Source organism: Streptomyces sp. NPDC015171, assembly GCF_043079545.1.
Lineage (GTDB): Bacteria > Actinomycetota > Actinomycetes > Streptomycetales > Streptomycetaceae > Streptomyces.
In genome coordinates, this window is sequence record NZ_JBIBUO010000005.1 from 238,986 (window position 1) to 255,701 (window position 16,716).

The window sequence follows — 16,716 nt, forward strand, 5'->3', positions numbered from 1 at the left end:
GCTCAGCCGCCGGCGAGCCGGGCGAACCGGCCCCGGTGGAAGAGCAGCGGCTCCTGCGGCCCGTCCGCCCCGAGGGCGTCCACCCGTCCCACGACGATCAGGTGGTCGCCCCCGGTGTGCACGGCGTGGACGGCGCAGTCGATCCAGGCCGCGGCACCGGCCAGCCGCGGCGACCCGGAGACGGGCGCGGCGTCGTACGCCACCCCCGCGAACTTGTCGGCGCCGCTCACCGCGAAGGCCCGGCACAGCGCCTCCTGTCCGGCGCCGAGCACATTGACGCAGAAGACGCCGGCCCGGGCGATGCGCGGCCAGGTCGTGGACGTACGGGCCACCATGAAGCAGACGAGGGGCGGTTCGAGGGAGAGGGAGGAGAAGGACTGGCAGGCGAACCCGGCGGGGCGCCGCTCGCCCTCGGCGGCCGGGGCGGTGACCACGGTCACCCCGCTCGCGAAGCCGCCCAGCACCCGGCGGAACCCGGCCGGGTCGACCGGGGCCCGCTCGTCCTGTCGCACGCACCGCAACTCCGGCCGCGGCAAAGGGTCCACGGACCTCGGCCTCAAGTACCGGACGGCGGCGGCGGCCGCCCCTGCGTGTCCCATCACGCCTTCCATTGAAACTGACGCAGCGTCAGATGGGAAGCCCGGCGCCGGTCCCGCCGGATGTGCGCCATTCAATGAACGTGACTGCAATCACGTCTATGGCCCGCTGTTACACGGTCGGACGGAAACCGCAATATCGGCCCAATAGCTTCATATCACCTCGTCGTCGGGCCAAGGTCCGGCATGAGGCCGCATCCATGAAGGTTGAAGGGAATCGCTGATATGAGCCCTGTTCGCCGCCGCCGCTCGGTCGTGCGCGTCGCAAGCGTCTCGGCCGTCGTCACCGCCGCGCTCCTTGCCCCGGCCGCCGCCGCGATGGCGCAGCAGTCCTCGCCCGCCGCCGTGTCGGCCCGCGTCGCGGCGAAGCCGGTCAGCATCGACATCGGCGCCGGGGTGTCCGTCCTCCTCAAGGGCGGCAAGCTCTACTACGCCGGCAAGGCCCTCAAGCCCGGCCAGGTCGTCGACGACGGCATCTACCTGTACCTGAGCGCCGACGGCAAGCGGCTGTACAGCAAGACGCAGGGCGGCGGCACCCCGTACGCCGTCTGGGACGCCAGGACCGGCACGTTCCTCGGCACCCAGAAGCAGCGCCCGGCCGCGGTCGCCGCCTCCCTCACCGCCAAGGCGTCGGCGCCGTCGGTACGCGCCTGGCAGAAGTTCACCGTCACCGGCAAGGCGACCGGGATCAAGGCCGGCGCCAAGGTGACCCTGCAGCAGAAGCAGCGCGGGGTCTGGAAGTCGCTGCCCGCAGCGGCCCCCGTCGGCAGGACCGGCGCCTACTCCCTGTGGGCCGAGCTGGGCCTCAAGGGCACCAACGAGCTGCGCATGGCGGCGGGCGCGACCCACTCGCCCGTCTTCAAGATCACCGTCCGCTAGGGCACCGGCGCCCCGGAGGGCGGCACCGCCCTCCGGATCCCGCGCCGCGCCCGGGGACGGGCCCTCACCGTCCCCGGAACTCCGGTCCGCGCCGTTCCGCGAACGCCCGCAGGCCCTCCCGGGCGTCCTCGGTCGTCATGTTGATCTCCTGGGCCCAGGCCTCCGCCGCGAAGGCGGTGGCGCGGTCCTGGTCCAGGGATCCGTTCACGAGGTGTTTGGCCAGGGCCAGGGCGCGGGTGGGGGCGCCGGCCAGCCGGATCGCCCAGGCGCGGGCCGTCTTCTCCAGATCGGCGTCGGGGACCGCCCTGTTGACCAGGCCCAGGCGCTCCGCGTCCGGCGCCGGCAGCGCGTCGCCGAAGAACATCAGCTCCTTCGCCCGCTGGGGCCCGATCAGCCGGGGCAGGAGGTAGGCGCCGCCGGCGTCCGGGACCAGGCCGCGGCGGACGAACACCTCGATGAAGCGGGCCGAGTCGGCGGCCAGGACCAGGTCGCAGGCGAAGGCCAGATGCGCGCCCAGGCCCGCCGCCGTGCCGTTGACGGCGGCCAGCACCGGCTTCTCGCAGTCCAGCACGGCCGCGATCAGCCGCTGCGCGCCGGACCTGAGGGTGCGCGCCACGTCTCCGGCGGTCCGCTCCCCGGCGGCCGGGGCGGAGCGCAGATCGGCTCCCGCGCAGAAGCCGCGGCCGGTGCCGGTGAGGAGCACCGCCCGGATCTCCGGGTCGGCCGACGCCTGTGCCAGCAGGGCGACGAGGCGCTCGCGCATGGCGGGGGTGATCGCGTTCAGGGAGTCGGGGCGGTCGAGGGTGAGATGGCAGACCTGGTCGCGGACCTCGTGCCGGACGTCCGTCATCGGCACACCACCAGCGCGTCCAGCGCCACCGCGCCCTGGCCCCGCGGCAGCACCATCAGCGGGTTGATGTCCAGCTCCGCGATGTGCGAGCCGAGTTCGAGGGACATGCGCTGGACCCGCAGGACCACCTCGACCAGCGCCTCCACATCGGCCGGCGGTCGGCCCCGGACCCCGTCCAGCAGGGCCCGGCCGCGCAGTTCGGTGAGCATCGCGCGGGCCTGGTCCTCGCCGAACGGCGGGACGCGGACCGCCGCGTCGCGCAGCACCTCCACCAGCACCCCGCCGAGCCCGACCGTGACCGTCGGCCCGAACAGGTCGTCGTGGGTGACGCCGACCACCATCTCCACGCCCTGCTCGACCATCTGGCACACCAGGACGCCGTCGAGACCGACGTCCTCGTAGCGGGCGATGTCGGTCAGTTCCCGGTACGCGTCCCGGACCTGGCTCGCCGAGGTCAGCCCGACCTTCACCAGGCCCAGCTCGGTCTTGTGGGCGAGCCGCGCGCCGGACGCCTTCATCACCACCGGGTAGCCGACCTGCCCGGCCGCCCGGACGGCCGCAGCGGCGCTGGTCACCAGCTGTTCGCGCGGCACCCGGATGCCGTACGCCCGCAGCAGCTGCTTGGCCGCGTGCTCGCTGAGCTGCCGGCCGGGCCGCATCAGCGCCTCGGCCTTGCGGAAGGAGGGGGAGGGGGTGCGGGGGGCCTCGTCGAAGGGGGAGCGGTAGGCGTCCGCGAAGCGGTGGTGGTCCAGCCAGGCGCGGACCGCCCGCAGGCAGTTGCCGACCGTGCGGAAGGTGGCCACCCGGGAGGAGCCGAGCAGCACCTCCCGGTACGCGGGCTCGGTCCCGGCCGGTGAGCCCCACACCACGCACACCAGCTTGTCCGTCTCCTCGGCGGCGTCGGCCAGATCGCGTACGAGCCGGTCGCTGAGCGGCGGGAAGGGGCCGGTCACCGGGCAGATCAGCACCCCGACCGCGGGGTCGGCCAGGATCGAGTCGATGATCTTGCGTCCGCGCCAGTCGCCGACCGGATGGCCGCCGTTGTCCACCGGGTTGGCCACGCTCAGATACTCCGGTATCCACTGGTGCAGCTCGCTCTGCCGGTCCGCGGGCAGCGTCGGCAGCCGGAGCCCCGCCGCGGTGGCCAGATCGGCGACATGGGCGCCCGTGCCGCCGGAGATGGAGTAGACGACCACCCCGTCCGCGAGCGGCGCGCGGGCCCGCGCCAGCAGGGCGGCGGTGTCCTGGAGTTCGTCCAGGGCGTCGACGCGGATCACGCCGTACTGCCGCATGGCCGCGTCCACCACGTCGTCGGCGCCGGTGAGCTTGCCGGTGTGCGAGGCGGCCGTACGCGCCCCGGCCTCCGTGCGGCCCACCTTCACCGCGACCACCGGCACCCGGCGGCGGGCGGCGCGGTCGGCGGCCAGCAGAAAGGCGCGGCCGTCCTTGAGCCCCTCCACATAGCAGGCGATGGCGCCGACCTCGGGACGCTCGGCGAACCAGGAGAGGAAGTCGGCGGTCTCCAGGTCGGCCTCGTTGCCGGTCGGCGCCCAGTGCGAGAGCCGGATGCCCAGTTCCTGGAGGGCGAAGACGGGCCTGCCCTGGTGCCCGGACTGGGTGATCAGCGCGATGGCCGGCCCGGACAGGTCCTCCCGGAACCGCTCGAAGGCGTTGAGGTTGGTGTTCGGGCCGAGCAGCCGCAGCCCCGAGCGCCGTACGGCCTCGGCGAGCCGCTCCTGGGCCGCCGCGCCCGCCTCCCCGGTCTCGGCGAACCCGGAGGCGAAGGCGACCGCGAACCTGACCTTCGCCTCGGCGAGTTCCTCGATCAGCGGGAGCGGGTCGGCCACCAGCAGGACGGCCAGGTCGATCTGTTCGGGCAGCTCGGCTACGGAGGCCGCGCAGGGCAGCCCGAAGACGGCGGGCCGGGTGGGATGCACCGGGTGCACCCGCGCCCCGACCCGGCCGGCCCAGTCCAGCAGCTGCCGGGTGATGCCGGTGTTCGGCCGGCCCTCGGCGTCCGAGGCGCCGATCACGGCGACGGACTCGGGGCGGAAGAACCGGGTCAGGTCGGGTACGTCCGCGTACAGCGGACGCCCGCTGACGTCGAGGTCGTCCACCTGGTCGTGCACGACGGGTCCGGGCCGCTGCTCGCCGCAGGCGATGACCCGGGCCCGGCGGGAGTCGGTGGTGAGGGTGCCGTGGGTCGATCCGAGCATCGTTCCGCCCGCCTCCTCTGAGACAGTCACCTGCAACTGACGCTCAGTCAGATTACTGAACTGACGGTGTGTCAGGAACTGGTCGGAACGGCAAAGTTACCGCCGGGTGGCGAAAGGGGCGCCCGGCCGGGGCGCTAGCGGGCGGGAAGGGACCGGGCCACGGCCCGTGCGATCCGGCCCGCGTCGATCGCCAGTTCCCGGAACATTCCGCTGATCGGGTTGGTGAACCCGGTGAAGTAGAGGCCCGGCGCCCGCTCCGGCGTCCGGCCGCCGTGCGCCACCGGTCTGCCGCGCTCGTCCAGCACCCCCAGATGCCCCACGAGCCCCTCCAGCGCCCGGACGTATCCGGTCGCCGCGATCACCGCGTCGGGCTCGATCCGGCTGCCGTCGGCGAGTACCACCTCGCCGCCGTCGAACCCCTCCACGGCGGCGGTGATCTCCACCTTGCCCCGGCGCACGGCGTCGATCAGGCCGACGTCCTGGACCGGGATCGCGCCCTGCCGCACCCTGCTGTACAGGCCGGTGTCCGGCCGCGGCAGCCCGTACGCGGACAGGTCCGGGGTGCTCAGGCGCCCCACCGGACCGGCGAGCCGGTCCACGAGCCGCACCGGCAGCCGCCGGACCAGCACCCCCGTGTACTGGGCGGCCCAGCCGAGGGTCGACCGGCGCAGGATGTGCGGCGCCGTGCGCACCGCCAGCCGGACCCGTGCGGCCCCGCCCTCCACCAGGTCCACGGCGATCTCCGCGCCCGTGTTGCCGATCCCGACGACGAGCACGTCACGGCCGCGGTACGGCGCGGCGTCACGGTAGCCGCCGGCGTGCAGCAGCTCGCCCTCGTACCCCTCGCGGCCCGGCCAGTCGGGCAGTCGCGGGGTGTGGTTGAAGCCGGTGGCGACGACCACCGCGCTGCCGGTCAGCTCCCGGCCGCCGGAGGCGTGCAGCAGCCACCCGGCGCCGTCCCCGGTCCGCTCGACGCGGTGCACCTCCACCCCGGTGACTATCTCCAGCTCATGGTGCTCGGCGTACTTCTCCAGGTACCGCACCACGTTGTCCCGGGACACCCAGCGCCCGAACCTGCGGGGCATGCCGAGGCCGGGCAGCGCGGACAGCCGCCGGGTGGTGTGCAGCCGCAGCCGGTCGTAGTGCCGGCGCCAGGAGGCGCCCACGTGGTCGGACTTCTCCAGGACCACCGCCCGTATGCCGCGCGCCCGCAGCGCGTGGGCGGCGGCGAGGCCGCCCGGACCGGCGCCGATCACATAGACCGGGCGGTCCGCGGGGGTCGGCGAGAGGTGTACGGGAGTGGGACGGGAGGCGGCCATGAGCGGGAGCGTAACCACACCCTGGGTTGATGGGTCTCGGTCAAGACCGGAATTGGTTGCGGATTGATCACGTGTGTACGGGAAGAGTGCGGCGACGGCGGGGAAACCGCGCCCCCCGACGCCGTGCCGCGCGTTCGTACGGGGAACCTCCGGCGCCGGGACCCTCGGCAAGGAGGCGAATCTGACGTACCGTCAGATCCATGGACGCGATATGGCTGGATGGCGCTCAGTGGCTGGCGGTGCTGCGCATCGGCCTCGGCCTGTGGTGGCTGGAGAGCTGGCGGCACAAGGACAAGAAGGCCTGGTTCGAGCGCGGGAGCGGCATCGCCTGGGCGGCGGGGGTGGCGGCGGACCACCGGTGGACGGCGGTCCGGACGGGCTTCGACGCCGTGGTGAAACCCCACCCGAAGCTGATGGCGTACGTCGTCGCCTACGCCGAACTCTCCCTGGGCCTCGGTCTGGTCCTCGGCTTCCTCACCCCGGTCGCGCTGGCGGGCGGGCTGCTGCTGAACGTCCTCTACTTCGTCCTCATGATCCACGACTGGGCGGAGCAGGGGCAGAACTCGATGATGGCGCTGATCTCGCTGGTCGGCTTCTTCGGCATGTCCTGGCAGAGCTGGTCGCTCGACGCGTGGCTGGGGTGGTTCTGATGGACGGCCAGCGGTACGACGTCCCGGAGCCCGACGCCTTCACCCGCCCCTACTGGGAGGCGGCAGCCCGGGGCCGCCTGCTGCTCCGCCGCTGCGGGGGCTGCGGCCGGGCCCACCACTACCCGCGCGAGTTCTGCCCGCACTGCTGGAGCGAGGAGGTGACCTGGGCCCAGGCCGGCGGCCGGGCCAGCCTGTACACCTGGTCCACGGTCCACCACAACGACCTGCCCCCGTTCACCGGCCGCACCCCCTACCTGGCCGCGGTGGTCGACCTGGCCGAGGGCCCTCGGATGATGACGGAACTGGTGGACTGCCCGGAGGAGACCCTGCGGGCCGGAATGCCGCTTGAGGTGACCTTCCGGGACGGGATCCCGGTGTTCGCCCCGGCGCGCACACGGCCGTCGGCCTGACCGCCCTGCGGCCGTGTGACGTGGTCGGGCGGGGCCGCGTCACGGGTTCATGCGGCTCCTGGGCGTGGGCCCGGAGGGCCGGGTGCCGGGTGGTCCCGGTGTCATGGTCGGGGCGGGTGTTGGTGGTGTGATCGGAGGCGCGGGTGGGGGCCGGGCTCAGGGCCACAGCAGTCCCTTGCTCCAGCCGAACTCCGTGCTCCGGTACTCCAGGCGCACATGGCGCCGTTCCGCCTCGCCCTGGAAGAACTCCACGGTCGTCGGGCGCAGCCGGTACAGGGTCCAGGTCGGCGACGGCTCCCCGGGGTTCTCCCGGGCCCGCTCCCAGGCCGCCTGCGAGGCCCGGCGCAGCTCCGCGGCCGAGGACAGCTCCTCGCTCTGCCGCCCGGTCAGCGCGGCGGCCAGCGCGCCCGTGGACCGCGCGTGCAGATCGGCCTGGCTCTCCTCGGCGGGCGCCGAGGCGACCGGGCCGCGCAGCCGCACCTGGCGGCCCAGCACCGGCCAGTAGAAGGCCAGCGCGGCGTACGGACGGGCGCTCAGCGCACGGCCCTTGCGGCTGGTGGAGTGCGAGGCGAAGGAGAAGCCGCCCGCGTCGGCGCCGTGCAGCATCACGATCCGTACGTCCGGCCTCCCCTCGGCGTCCGCGGTCGCCAGCGACATCGTGTGCGGCTCCGGCTGCCCCGCCGCCACCGCCTCCGCGAACCAGGTGGTGAACAGGGCGAGCGGCGTGGGCGGCGCGGTGTCCGGGTCGAAGGGCCGCAGCTGAGTGGCCGCGGGGTCCCAGACCCTGAGCGACCGGAGCATGTCATGAAGATCGTGCTGTGCCATGGGGCGAGTATCACCGCCGGCCCGGCCCTCAGTCCCGTCCCAGCACCACCGTCGCGGCCGAGCAGAACCAGCCGCCCGTCCCCGAGGCGACCCCGAGCCGCGGCAACGCCCCGTCCCGGGCCCGTACCTGCCGCTCCCCGGCCTCGCCGCGCAGCTGCCGTACCGCCTCCACCAGCAGGAACAGGCCCCGCATCCCCGGGTGCTGGGCCGACAGGCCGCCGCCGTCGGTGTTCACCGGCAGCTCACCGCCCCGCACCAGCAGCCGGCCCTTCGACACGAACGACCCGCCCTCGCCCTTGGCGCAGAAGCCCAGGTCCTCCAGGGTCACCAGGGTCATATAGGTGAAGGCGTCGTAGATCTCGGCGAAATCGATCTCGGCCGGGGTCACCCCGGCCCGGGCGAAGGCCAGCCGGCCGCTCACCGCCGCCGGGGAGACCGTGAAGTCCGGCCACTCGGACATCGCGGCGTGCGAGACGTGCTCGCCGGTGCCGAGGACCCAGACGGGGGCCGTACGGCAGTCCCGCACGTACTCCTCGGCCGCGAGGAGCACCGCGGCGCCGCCGTCCGAGCGCAGACAGCAGTGCAGCTTGGTGAAGGGGTCGGCGATCATCGGGCCGGACAGCACGTCCTCGGCCGTCATCGGGGTGCGGTACATCGCCTCCGGGTTCAGCGCCGCGTTCGCCCGTGCCTGGACCGCCACCTCGGCCAGCTGCTCGATCGTCGTGCCGTACTCGATCATGTGCCGGCGGGCCGCCATGGCGTACTTGGCGATCAGCGTGTGGCCGTACGGCACCTCGAACTGGAGCGGGCCGCGGGCGCCGAAGGACAGGGTGCCCGTGCGGCGGCCCGCCCTGATGTCGGCCCGTGCCGTCGAGCCGTACACCAGCAGGACGGCGTCGGCATGGCCCGCCGCTATCGCGTCCGCCGCGTGTGCCGCCATGACCTCCCAGGTGGAGCCGCCGACCGAGGTGGAGTCCACCCAGGTGGGGCGCAGGCCCAGATACTCGGCGACCTCCACCGGGGCCAGCGTGCCGAGCCCCGCCGAGGCGAAGCCGTCCACCCGGGCGCGGTCGAGCCCGGCGTCCGCCAGCGCACGGCGGGCCGCCTGGGCGTGCAGGGCGTACGGCGTCGCGTCGTCCACGCGTCCGCAGTCGGAGAGGGCCACGCCGACCACGGCCACCTTCCTGTTCCCTGGCCTCATGAAATCTGACGGTACATCAGATCCGGTTGGGCGGGCAGGGGTCGCGGGGCTGGGCATCCCCGTCCCGGGCGCCTAATATGACGCTCCGTCAGATTGCGGAGGGATCAGTCATGGACACCCGCCTCACCGCAGAGCAGGACGAGATCCGCCGGACCCTGCGCGAGCTGCTCCGCACACACTGCGGCCCGGAAGAACTGCGGGCCGCCGTGGCGGGACCGGCCGGGTACGACCCGCTCCTGTGGTCGGCCCTCGCCGGCCGGCTCGGGCTGCCCGGGCTCGCGCTCCCGGAGGCGTACGGCGGGGTCGGCTGCTCGGTCACCGAGCTGGCCCTCGCCGGGGAGGAGACGGGCCGGTTCCTCGCGCCCTCGCCGCTGCTCGCCACCTCCGTGCTCGCCGCCCCGCTGGTCCTCGCCCTCGGCACCGAGGCCCAGCGCGCCGCGCTGCTGCCGCGCATCGCCGCCGGATCCCTCACCGCCGCGCTGGCCGTGCGCGGGCCGGCCCTCTCCACGGTCCTCGCCCTGACCGGCGGGAACGACGGGTACAGCGCCGGCGGCGGGCGGGCCGGCGGGGTGCAGGCGCGGCGGACGGCGGACGGCTGGCGGCTGTACGGGGAGGTGGGGCAGGTGCTGGACGGGCACAGCGCGGGGGTGCTGCTCGTCGCCGCGCACACCGGCGGGTTCACCCGGCCGCGCACCCTGCTGTTCCTGGTGGCGGGGGACGCGGCCGGGCTGGTCCGCACCCGGCAGACCGCACTGGACGCCACCCGGCCCCAGGGCCGCGTCCAACTGCGGGATGTACCGGCCGAGTTGCTGGGGGACGAGGAGGCGGACGTGCCGGCCGCCCTCGCCGGCGCCGGGGACGCCGTCGCCGCCGTGCTCGCCGCCGAGGCCGTGGGGGCGGCCGGCCGGGTGCTGGAGCGGACCGTGGAGTACACCGGGCAGCGGGTGCAGTTCGGGCGGCCCGTCGGCTCCTTCCAGGCCGTGAAGCACCGGCTGGCGGACGTCTACGTCGCCGTGCAGGCGGCCCGGTCGGCCGCCCGCTACGCCGCCTGGGCGGCCGGCGCCGGGCGGGCCTCGCCCGCGGGGGGACCGGAGCCGGACGGGCCGGCCGGCGGGCTCGCGCTCGCGCAGGGCCTGGAGGCGCTGCGGTGTGCCGCGGGCGAGGGGATCCAGCTGCACGGCGGGATCGGGTTCACCTGGGAGCACGACGCCCACCTGTACTTCAAGCGGGCGGCCGGGGACGAGCTGCTGTTCGGGCCGGTGCACCGGCTGCGGGACCGGGCGGCCGAGACGGCGGGCCTCTTCGCGGCGGCGGCCCTCTGATGGGCGCGGCGAGGGGAGCGCCGCGGGGCGCGGCGACGGGCGTGCGGCTGGTGCAGAAGATCTCCGCCACCCGGCTGTTCGCGAGGACGGCCCCGCATGTGATCCCCGCCCTCGACCGGGGCGTGCACCGCCTCACCCGGGGAAAGGTGCTGCTCAGCTCCCGGATGCTGCCCGGGGTGGTCCTCACCTCGACCGGCGCGCGCAGCGGGCTGCCCCGCCGGACCCCGCTGGCCTGCATGCCGGAGGAGCCCGGCACCAGCTGGCTGCTCGTCGGCTCCAACTTCGGCCGCACGGACCATCCGGCCTGGACCGGCAACCTGCTCGCCCGCCCCGAGGCGTCGATCAGCTGGCGGGGCCGCGACCTCCCGGTCACGGCCCGGCTGCTCACGGGGGAGGAGCGGGCGGCGGCCTGGACGGCACTCCTGGCGTTCTGGCCGCCGTACGCCGCCTACCAGGCCCGGGTGGAGCGGGAGATCCGGGTGTTCCGGCTGACGCGCGCGCCGGACTAGAGCGTGGCCAGCCGCTCCACCAGCAGGAACGCGCCGATGCCCAGCATGGCGGCGCCCGAGGTGCGGGTCACCGCGCGGGCCGCGGCGGGGCGGGCCGCCAGGAGCGCGCGGGCGAGGGCGCCGACCGTGAGGTAGACGACCGCGCAGCACGCCATGTGCAGCAGGCCCATGGCCGCCGTCTGCGCGGGCACGGGCAGGTGGGCGCCGCGCAGGGTGAGGAACTGGGGGAGCACGGAGAGATAGAGGAGCAGGCCCTTGGGGTTGAGGCCGCTGATCGTGGCGCCCCGCAGGAAGGGCCGGCCGTCCCCCGCCGCCGTGCCGCTCGCCTCCGGCACCGCGGGCCGGCGCAGGACGCCCCAGCCCAGCCGGAGCAGATAGCCGGCGCCCACCACCGTCAGCGCCGTCAGCAGCCGGGGCGAGCCCGCGACCAGCACCGCGAGGCCCGCCGTCGCCAGGGCCGTGTGCAGGGCGTATCCGCAGACCAGGCCCGCCACCGCGCGCGACACCCGGCTGCCGCGCAGGGCGGCGGCGATGACGTACGCCCAGTCGGCACCCGGCACGCACACCAGCAGCAGGTCCACGGCGAGGAAGGAGAAGAGCAGTCCCGAGTCCATGCTGGGGACATTAGGCGCGAATGGCCCGAAAGTGTTTCCGAAGTTTGCCCATGATCGCGGGTTCTGGGCAAATATCTTCTTCATGGACGACGTGGACCGGAAAATCCTTGCCGAGCTCCAGCAGGACGGGCGGCTGACCGTGACCGAGCTGGCCGCCCGGGTGCGGCTCAGCGTCTCGCCCTGCCACCGGCGGCTGCGCGAGCTGGAGCGGTCCGGCGCCATCCAGGGCTATCGCGCGGTGGTGGACCCGGCGTCGCTCGGTCTGAACTTCGAGGCGCTGGTCTTCGTGTCCATGCGCCAGGAGGACCGGGACACGGTCGTGGAGTTCGAGCGGGCGGTCGGTGAGGTGGAGCACGTGCTGGACGCCCAGCGGCTGTTCGGGGAGCCGGACTACCTGCTCCGGGTCGCCACCGCCGACCTGGCCGCCTTCCAGCGCCTGTACGACGAGCGGCTGGCGACGCTGCCGGGGGTGCAGCGGCTGACGTCGACGCTGGTGATGAAGCACGTGGTGCGGGACCGGCCGCTGCCCGCGTAGACGGCAGGCGGTGGCTCACCTGGTGAACCACCGCCTGCCAGACAGGACTTGGACCTGGTAAAGAAAAGGGCGCCTACTTGGCCGGCTTCTTGCCGGTCACGCCCAGATGCACCAACAGCGCCAGGTTGGGCTTGAGTTCGGCCTGCTTCACCCCCCAGGAGGTGAAGCCCTTCTGGTGGGACGCCACGGCCGCGAGCATCGCGACCAGTGAACCGGCCACCGCCGCCGGGTTCACGTCCTTGTCGACGCGGCCCTTGGCCTGGAGTTCCGCGATGGCGTCCGAGAGGGAGTTGTTGACCGAGTTGAGGATCTTCATGCGGATCTTGTAGAACCGTTTGTCCCCTTCGGCGGCGCCGAGGTCGACCACGCGCAGGATCGCGTCGTTGCGACGCCAGAACTCCAGGAACCCGTCCACGAGTTCCTGCGCGGTCTGCCAGCCCGACTTCCCCGTCCAGGTGCGCCCCTCGAGGAGTTCGGTCAGGCCCGCGCCCTCGGCCGCCATCTGCTCGGCGATCTCCAGGACGGCGCCCTCGACGTCCGGGAAGTACTGATAGAAGGTCGCGGGCGAAGTGCCCGCCTTCCGGGCGACATCGATGACCTTGACGTCCCGGTAAGGGGAGGAGCTGAGCATCTCGCTGAGGCAGTCGAGCAGCTTCTGCCGGGTCGCCTGCCCACGCCGGCCGGCCACGCGGCCGTCGACGGTACGCACTTGTCCTGTCATGCCGTCAGCTTACCGAGGGGTGATCGGAGCGCGATTCGGCCGACTGCAAATGGGGTGCACGGGGGTATCGGGGGTGGTGTGCCTGGTCTGCGGGGTGCACTGGACCCGGTTACTTTGACGGCATGGCCGAAAACAGGGCATCCGCGAACGAAGAGGCATACCGGGAGGGCGTCCCCTGCTGGGTGGACGCCGAGCTGCCCGACGTCGAGGCGGGCAAGCGGTTCTACGGTGAGCTTTTCGGGTGGACCTTCGAGGAGGCGTACGGCGCCTCCGTATGGGCCCTGCTGGGCAAGGACCGCGTCGCCTCGCTGGCCCCCAAGACCGACGGGCGCATGCCCACCGTGTGGACGGTCTCCTTCGCCACCGGGGACGCCGCGGCCCTCGGGCGGCGGATCACGGCGGCCGGCGGGCGGATGGTCATGGCCCCGTTCCCGGTCGGCGACCTCGGCACCGCCGCCCTCGCCACCGACCCCGAGGGCGCCGTCTTCGGTCTGTGGCAGCCGGGCACCCACCCCGGCTTCGGGCGGCGGCGCGCGCCGGACACCTTCGTCTGGGCCCAGCTGTACACCCGTGACACCGCGGCGGCCAACGCCTTCTACGGCGGCCTCTTCCACGACGCCCTGTTCGCCGGCGACGCCGGGCCCGACTTCGGCCGCGCGGACGTCACCGACGTGTTCCCGGCCGAGATGCCCCCGCACTTCGTCACCCACTTCCGGGTCACGGACCTGGACGCGGCGCTCGGGGCCGTCCAGCGGCTCGGCGGGCGGGTGCAGGCGCCGCCCTTCGAGGCGTCGTACGGACGCGTGGCCGTCGTCACCGACAATCAGGGGGCGTCGTTCGCACTGCTCCAGCGGTGATTGGTCCACTTTGGTGGGAGACATCCCGATTTATCACCGGGTTCGCAACCTGCCGCCCGGCCAGGAAGAATCGGGGTGCGTGCCGCCGAGGCGGTGCGGTGGTGAGACGCTGCACTTCGGTCGCGTACATATGTGGGTGGCGCGGCTCGTACGGGGAGGTGGCAGGCAGTGGTGGATCAGCTGACACAGCACGATCCGCGGCGGATCGGGCCGTTCGAGGTGCTGGGCCGGCTGGGCGCCGGCGGCATGGGGCTGGTCTATCTCGCGCGCTCGGCGTCCGGCCGGCGCGTGGCGATCAAGACGGTGCGCACCGAGCTGGCCGAGGACCAGCTCTTCCGGGTCCGCTTCACCCGTGAGGTGGAGGCGGCCCGCGCGGTCTCCGGCTTCTACACCGCGGCCGTGGTCGACGCCGACCCGCGCGCCGCCGTGCCCTGGCTGGCGACGGCCTATGTGCCCGCGCCCTCGCTGGAAGAGATAGTGAACGATTGCGGGCCGCTCCCGGCGCAGGCCGTGCGCTGGCTCGCGGCGGGCGTCGCCGAGGCCCTGCAGTCCATCCACGGCGCGGGCCTGGTGCACCGGGACCTGAAGCCGTCCAATGTGCTGGTGGTCGAGGACGGGCCCCGGGTGATCGACTTCGGCATCGCCTCCGGCGTCTCGAACACCCGCCTGACGATGACGAACGTCGCCGTCGGCACCCCCGCCTACATGTCCCCCGAGCAGGCCAAGGACTCCCGCAGCGTCACCGGCGCGAGCGACGTCTTCTCGCTCGGCTCCATGCTGGTCTTCGCGGCCACCGGTCACCCGCCCTTCCACGGCGCCAACCCGGTCGAGACCGTCTTCATGCTGCTGCGCGAGGGCCCGGACCTCACCGGCCTGCCCGACGAGCTGCGACCGCTCATCGAGGTCTGCATGCAGATGGAGGCGACCGGCCGGCCCTCCCCGGCCGACCTCCAGGCCCAGCTCGCCCCGCATCTGTTCGGCTCCGGCTCGGACGACAGCGGCACCGCCTCCGCCTGGCTGCCGGAGAAGGCGGTCGCCCTCATCGAGACCCGCCGCGGCGGACGCCCCGCCCCCAAGGCCGCCCCGGTCACGGCCGGCGGCCCGCGCGGCGGCGCCCGGCCGACCGTGCCCCCGCCGCCCCCGTACGACCCCCAGGTCCCGGCCTCCGCGCCGGTCCCCGTCCCGGTCGGTGCCCCCGACACCGGCCCGGTCCTGCTGGCCGGCGCCCCGGTGCCGATCGGCCCGGGCCCCCGGGTCGCCGACGCCCGCGCCGCCGCCGTCAAGGCGCCCCCGCCCGAGGCGGGCCTGGTGGCCAGCTGGTCCCGGCCCCGCCCCGGCCTGGCCGGCGCCGACCCCGCCGTACCGCCCGTGCCGCCCCCGCCGCCGGAGACGGCGGCCGGCTGGCGCCCCTGGCGGTTCCGGATGTCCAACGACGTGTGGGGCACCCCGTCCGTCGCCGGTGACCTGGTCTACGTCACCTCCTTCGAGGTGCACGCGCTGGACGTGGCCACCGGCCGCCGGCGCTTCAAGACCCGGGACGTCGCCTGGTCCATGGCCGTGGCGGACGGCAGGATCCACGCCTCCGACGGCCCCACCCTGTTCGCGCTCGACGCCCGCGAGGGCGGCGATCTGTGGCGGCTGTCCACGGACGCCTGGGTGTACTCCCTCAAGGCCGACCGGGGCACGGTCGTCACCGGCACCCGCGGCGGCGGCGTCCAGGCGTGGGAGGCCGTGAGCGGGCAGAAGCTGTGGGAGATCACCGGCTGCCAGACCGACTTCGAGTCCCCCGAGGCGGGCCCGCTCGTCCACGACGGCACGGTGTACGTCTGGCAGGACGCCCGGCTGCGCGCCCTGGAGGCCCGCACCGGCGAGGAGCGCTGGTCGTACCCGATCGGCGACGCGGCCTCCTGCGGCGGTGTCCCGGTCCGGCTGGCCCCGGCCGACGACGGCCGCGTCTACGTCTCCGCCGGCACCCGGGTCCTGGCCGTCGACGCGGCGAGCGGCATGGTCCGCTGGCACTTCGAGGCACCGGCGGTCTTCCTGAGCCCGCCGGCCTTCGCCCCGGGCCCGGCCGTCACCGGCGGCGGCGTCTACCTCGCCGACTACCTCGGCACCGTCTACGCCCTCGACGCCGCCGACGGCCGCGACCGCTGGCGCATCGCCACCGAGGCCCGCTCCTCGGTCGAGCCGGTGCTGGTCGCCGCCGGGCACGTGCACGTCGGCAGCGGCAAGGGCCTGTACACGCTGGACGCGGTCACCGGCACCCCCAAGTGGCGCTTCCAGGCGGGCGGTGACGTGGTGGGCGCCCCCGCCGTGGCGGAGGGCCGCATCCACTTCGGCTCCACCGACCACCTCCTCTACACCCTGAAGGCCGACGACGGACGGCTGCGCTGGAAGCTCGCCACGGGCGGCGAGATCACCGGCTCCCCGGTCGTCAAGGACGGTGTGGTGTACGCGTGCAGCAAGGACCGCTGTGTGTACGCGCTGGACGCGGAGAAGGGGACGGGCACCGCGCGGACCGCGTAGCGCGCGACGGCCGTCGTACCGGGTCGACACGGAAGGGCTCCAGACGGCGGCCGTCCACGGCTGACGCTACCCCCGGTGCGCGGGGCTCGCCAAGCAGTGACATGGCCGTGACAGACATCCCCTAGGGTGCTGGGCATGCATCAACGGGGACACATGCTCAGACTGGCGGCGGTTTCGGTCCTGGTCGGCATGGCGCTGACCGGATTCACGAGCCGCGGGCACGGCCACGGGCACAGCGGTGGCAGCGGCGGCGGCTGCAGCAGCTCGGGCCAGGACCACGACAGCTCGTCGTCCACGACGTCGGGCGGCGGCTACGGCTCGGGCACGCGCCACGACTACGACTACGACGACGATGACGACTACGGCGACGGGACCTCGGGCGGCTCCGGCGGCTCGTCCCCCTCCGGCCACGAGGACGGGACGGCACGGCTGCTGAGCTGCGCGACGGTGAAGGCCCCGTACGCGACCGTCGAGGTCACCAACCCGAACGCCGCGAAGAGCGCTTTCGACGTCCACATCACCTTCGAGGACGCGGACGACCTGACGGTCAGCGGCACCATCAAGGAGGTCACCGTGCCCGCGGGCGGCACGAGGACCGTCCGGGTGCGGGTGGACAACGCCGAGGAGAGCGCCCCGCAGATCGACCACTGCGACCTGGAGCCGGTGGCCTCCTACCACTGGTGATC

17 protein-coding genes are annotated in these 16,716 nt (G+C 74.0%); 9 read left to right on the forward strand and 8 right to left on the reverse strand.

The window, feature by feature from the left end; all coding sequences use genetic code 11:
• Positions 1–2 precede the first annotated feature (2 nt).
• Entirely contained in the window at positions 3–599 is a 597-nt protein-coding gene (locus tag ACF073_RS16325; protein ID WP_392070417.1) for a flavin reductase family protein, read from the reverse strand.
• Between the two features lie 222 nt (positions 600–821).
• Between ACF073_RS16325 and ACF073_RS16330 the strand changes: the two genes are divergently transcribed.
• A complete protein-coding gene (locus ACF073_RS16330; RefSeq protein WP_392070419.1) occupies positions 822–1,475 on the forward strand; it encodes a hypothetical protein in 654 nt (217 codons plus the stop codon).
• 64 nt (positions 1,476–1,539) lie between these two features.
• Here the strand turns inward: ACF073_RS16330 and ACF073_RS16335 are convergent, their stop codons facing one another.
• From ACF073_RS16335 to ACF073_RS16345, 3 genes are all read right to left on the reverse strand, one after another.
• Complete coding sequence (locus tag ACF073_RS16335; RefSeq protein ID WP_392070421.1) at positions 1,540–2,325, reverse strand: enoyl-CoA hydratase/isomerase family protein; 786 nt, start codon at positions 2,323–2,325, stop codon at positions 1,540–1,542.
• Positions 2,322–4,541, reverse strand: a complete 2,220-nt coding sequence (locus ACF073_RS16340) for an acetate--CoA ligase family protein (protein ID WP_392070422.1) — start codon at positions 4,539–4,541, stop codon at positions 2,322–2,324. Before ACF073_RS16340 ends, ACF073_RS16335 begins: the two co-directional genes overlap by 4 nt.
• A gap of 134 nt (positions 4,542–4,675) precedes the next feature.
• Positions 4,676–5,860 carry a flavin-containing monooxygenase gene (locus ACF073_RS16345; protein WP_392070424.1) on the reverse strand — a complete coding sequence of 395 codons (1,185 nt, stop codon included), beginning with the start codon at positions 5,858–5,860 and terminating at the stop codon, positions 4,676–4,678.
• Between the two features lie 200 nt (positions 5,861–6,060).
• On the opposite strand from ACF073_RS16345, the gene ACF073_RS16350 reads away from it, so the two are divergent.
• Together ACF073_RS16350 and ACF073_RS16355 are read left to right on the forward strand one after the other, a co-directional pair.
• Entirely contained in the window at positions 6,061–6,510 is a 450-nt protein-coding gene (locus ACF073_RS16350) for a DoxX family membrane protein (protein ID WP_392070426.1), read from the forward strand.
• The gene (locus tag ACF073_RS16355; protein ID WP_392070427.1) at positions 6,510–6,920 is read left to right on the forward strand and encodes a Zn-ribbon domain-containing OB-fold protein; all 411 of its coding nucleotides are present in this window, start codon (positions 6,510–6,512) and stop codon (positions 6,918–6,920) included. Before ACF073_RS16350 ends, ACF073_RS16355 begins: the two co-directional genes overlap by 1 nt.
• A gap of 156 nt (positions 6,921–7,076) precedes the next feature.
• On the opposite strand, the gene ACF073_RS16360 is transcribed toward ACF073_RS16355, so the two are convergent.
• Together ACF073_RS16360 and ACF073_RS16365 are read right to left on the reverse strand one after the other, a co-directional pair.
• Positions 7,077–7,745: a pyridoxal 5'-phosphate synthase gene (locus tag ACF073_RS16360; RefSeq protein ID WP_392070429.1), complete on the reverse strand. Its 669-nt coding sequence runs from the start codon at positions 7,743–7,745 to the stop codon at positions 7,077–7,079.
• Between the two features lie 28 nt (positions 7,746–7,773).
• Positions 7,774–8,946, reverse strand: coding sequence for an acetyl-CoA acetyltransferase (locus tag ACF073_RS16365; protein WP_392070431.1), 1,173 nt, complete (start codon positions 8,944–8,946; stop codon positions 7,774–7,776).
• A 110-nt stretch (positions 8,947–9,056) separates the two neighbouring features.
• Between ACF073_RS16365 and ACF073_RS16370 the strand changes: the two genes are divergently transcribed.
• The gene (locus tag ACF073_RS16370; protein WP_392070433.1) at positions 9,057–10,268 is read left to right on the forward strand and encodes an acyl-CoA dehydrogenase family protein; all 1,212 of its coding nucleotides are present in this window, start codon (positions 9,057–9,059) and stop codon (positions 10,266–10,268) included.
• A complete protein-coding gene (locus ACF073_RS16375) occupies positions 10,268–10,777 on the forward strand; it encodes a nitroreductase family deazaflavin-dependent oxidoreductase (RefSeq protein WP_392070435.1) in 510 nt (169 codons plus the stop codon). Before ACF073_RS16370 ends, ACF073_RS16375 begins: the two co-directional genes overlap by 1 nt.
• On the opposite strand, the gene ACF073_RS16380 is transcribed toward ACF073_RS16375, so the two are convergent.
• Positions 10,774–11,391, reverse strand: coding sequence for a LysE family translocator (locus ACF073_RS16380; protein ID WP_392070437.1), 618 nt, complete (start codon positions 11,389–11,391; stop codon positions 10,774–10,776). The two genes, ACF073_RS16375 and ACF073_RS16380, sit on opposite strands and share 4 nt — an antisense overlap.
• A gap of 82 nt (positions 11,392–11,473) precedes the next feature.
• On the opposite strand from ACF073_RS16380, the gene ACF073_RS16385 reads away from it, so the two are divergent.
• Positions 11,474–11,926, forward strand: a complete 453-nt coding sequence (locus ACF073_RS16385) for an Lrp/AsnC family transcriptional regulator (RefSeq protein WP_392070440.1) — start codon at positions 11,474–11,476, stop codon at positions 11,924–11,926.
• Positions 11,927–11,999: 73 nt separating this feature from the next.
• Here ACF073_RS16385 and ACF073_RS16390 read toward each other — a convergent pair whose 3' ends face one another.
• The gene (locus ACF073_RS16390; RefSeq protein ID WP_392070968.1) at positions 12,000–12,635 is read right to left on the reverse strand and encodes a TetR family transcriptional regulator; all 636 of its coding nucleotides are present in this window, start codon (positions 12,633–12,635) and stop codon (positions 12,000–12,002) included.
• Positions 12,636–12,769: 134 nt separating this feature from the next.
• Between ACF073_RS16390 and ACF073_RS16395 the strand changes: the two genes are divergently transcribed.
• The 3 genes from ACF073_RS16395 (at position 12,770) to ACF073_RS16405 (ending at position 16,714) form a co-directional block, all read left to right on the forward strand.
• Complete coding sequence (locus ACF073_RS16395) at positions 12,770–13,504, forward strand: VOC family protein (protein ID WP_392070442.1); 735 nt, start codon at positions 12,770–12,772, stop codon at positions 13,502–13,504.
• 168 nt (positions 13,505–13,672) lie between these two features.
• Complete coding sequence (locus ACF073_RS16400; protein ID WP_392070444.1) at positions 13,673–16,030, forward strand: PQQ-binding-like beta-propeller repeat protein; 2,358 nt, start codon at positions 13,673–13,675, stop codon at positions 16,028–16,030.
• Positions 16,031–16,165: 135 nt separating this feature from the next.
• On the forward strand, positions 16,166–16,714 hold the full coding sequence (locus ACF073_RS16405; protein WP_392070446.1) for a hypothetical protein: 549 nt from the start codon (positions 16,166–16,168) through the stop codon (positions 16,712–16,714).
• The last annotated feature ends 2 nt before the right edge of the window (positions 16,715–16,716 follow it).